This is a genomic window from Phytobacter sp. V91 (assembly GCF_965644225.1).
In the GTDB taxonomy this organism is placed as follows: Bacteria; Pseudomonadota; Gammaproteobacteria; order Enterobacterales; family Enterobacteriaceae; genus CBFFRJ01.
This window is the reverse complement of record NZ_CBFFRJ010000257.1, coordinates 1-2,040: the sequence shown is the minus strand read 5'-3', so window position 1 is coordinate 2,040 and position 2,040 is coordinate 1. Positions and strand designations below refer to the sequence as shown.

At 43.7% G+C, this 2,040-nt stretch carries 3 protein-coding genes; 1 reads left to right on the top strand and 2 read right to left on the bottom strand.

Annotated elements, in window-relative coordinates:
• Window positions 1-45: 45 nt before the first annotated feature.
• Entirely contained in the window at window positions 46-405 is a 360-nt protein-coding gene (locus ACSZO4_RS25420; RefSeq protein ID WP_437891862.1) for a hypothetical protein, read from the bottom strand.
• Window positions 406-596: 191 nt separating this feature from the next.
• Entirely contained in the window at window positions 597-830 is a 234-nt protein-coding gene (locus tag ACSZO4_RS25415) for a helix-turn-helix domain-containing protein (RefSeq protein ID WP_437891861.1), read from the bottom strand.
• 557 nt (window positions 831-1,387) lie between these two features.
• Between ACSZO4_RS25415 and ACSZO4_RS25410 the strand changes: the two genes are divergently transcribed.
• Entirely contained in the window at window positions 1,388-1,705 is a 318-nt protein-coding gene (locus ACSZO4_RS25410) for a hypothetical protein (protein ID WP_437891860.1), read from the top strand.
• Window positions 1,706-2,040: the final 335 nt, after the last annotated feature.

Genomic DNA, 2,040 nt, shown 5'->3' with positions numbered 1-2,040 from the left:
GTGCGGGCATCGTGAAAAATCTATGGCAAAGAAAGCCTTATGTTCTCATAACTGACGATTAAATCGCACCTTCCATAATTCTATATATAATTTATTGATATTTCTATTCCACTCCACAACAGAGCTCTTATATTCCTCTCTTGCCTGCATGATTACAACTGAATTTATATCTTCCATGCCAGACTTACATACCAGATCAGCCAAACACCTTCCTTTATAATTACGAACACTCGAAAGCATTTCAATAGTACTAACAACCTCTTTTAATTTCAGCACATCCTTTTCTACTTTTAATATTTTTATTTGTATAAGTGAATTCTTTCTCTGATATCTACTTGAGATAAAAACGTCCAGGACCCCGGTAAGAACAAATCCAATTATTATCTTTAGCATCTCAATAAACATACACCCTCTTAACTGCCTTAGAGAAAAACTAAACAATAAATTATTATAGCGAGGTTCATTTTAAATAATCAATAAAAATCGCACACCACAACAATAAATAAATTACTTATCACATATTTAATATTAATTTTTTTATCGAAAGTAAACCTTTGAACACAACGCATTGATGCTGAATCATCTCTGAATAATGTTCATTTTTTCTTTAAACTCTCCAATACCTCCCCCACCTCAACTCCCACCAACCTTGCCAGATGCACAAACTCTACTACATCCAGCCTTCTCTCACCGTTTTTAATTTTAGCGATAAATGATTGTGGCTTGCCCAGAGCCTCTGCGAGTTGAGCCTTTGCTATGCCACGGGCTTTGCGGGCGTTTTTTAGCGCGGTGATTACCCGTTGATACTCTTCTGAGTAGACGGAGGCCATAACATCGATTCCTTGAAATTATCCCCGCCCAGGATGCCCATCGTACAGGGCTCGATGAAAAAAGAACTCGAACATTGCATGCGATTATTCTGCCTTTGTACTACCAGACATGAATTCTACCGCCACAATTTTTCATATCATTCCGTAGTCTCAATTCCACGCGACTGAAGTTCCTTCCTGATAATTCGCTTAATCCAGGCTGAAAGAGTCGCATCACCATCAGCTTTGAGCGCCTGCTGGATACCTTCCTCAAGAGAAGGCTCGACACGCAATGCGATCTGTTTGTTTCCCTTTTTTTTGAATGATACGGTTGACATGTGTCTGACACCAATTTAGAGTTTGATTGTCAGCAAGTGTATGACACTTGTCTTACAAAAACAACGAAGCCCACAGGTGCTACCAACACCTGCGGGCCTCTGACCACAACATTAATCGAGGTAATGCTATGGCTACTGCCAATGGTATCACGTACGCTTTTTCTTCGCGCCCATCGTTCAACGATAACCTGCTGAGTTATTCACTAAATTCCCTGTCCGGAGTTCCAGTGGAGGTGCAGCATGCTGCCTGACAGCCAGATCCTTTCTTCTGAGTTGAAAGACATTTTTTGTCGCCTGGATATCTCTCACTTAAGCCCGGAAGAGGCCACCGTGCTGGCAGACAGTTGTGAAAACAACATCGCAGGGCTGTGCCACGGTCTGCACTTCCTGGGAAAAACCTTTGTCACCTTTGGCGAAAAAGAGGCCTGCGAGTTTTCGCCGGAAAGCCTGTGCCAGTTAGGGCATGGATTGAGCGCCGCCGCGACTGTGCTCCCGGCACTGTATGAACTCCAGCTCACAGCAGAACGACAACTCACAGCTACGGGGCCAGGGATGTAATGCGTTGAACGAATCCCACTTGCTGTAGTCGAGTCGCAGGTGGGATCCTGGGTGACTTCGTTTCAACCAGGGGTAGTACTACTTCCACCACATCAACCTCGCCAGACCTACTGAAGCGATAAAATGATGCCATGGGAATAAAAGGGTTACAGCAATGCCCTGGTCCGGCTGAAAATCGACGAAGCATTTCCGTCAGGCCGGGGCGATGCGCGGCGACAGAGAAGCAAGGAACATAAGGTGAACGGAAAGACCATCGGAGGAGCCTGTACATAAAATTGTGTAATTGCCTGATTTTGATATGTTCAATCCAACATCAAAAGCAGGTTAATTTATGG

Bases quoted from the DNA above. Each gene is read 5' to 3' on its own strand.
- ACSZO4_RS25410 (WP_437891860.1), top strand. From the start codon at position 1,388: ATGCTGCCTGACAGCCAGATCCTTTCTTCTGAGTTGAAAGACATTTTT.
- ACSZO4_RS25420 (WP_437891862.1), bottom strand. From the start codon at position 405: ATGTTTATTGAGATGCTAAAGATAATAATTGGATTTGTTCTTACCGGG.
- ACSZO4_RS25415 (WP_437891861.1), bottom strand. From the start codon at position 830: ATGGCCTCCGTCTACTCAGAAGAGTATCAACGGGTAATCACCGCGCTA.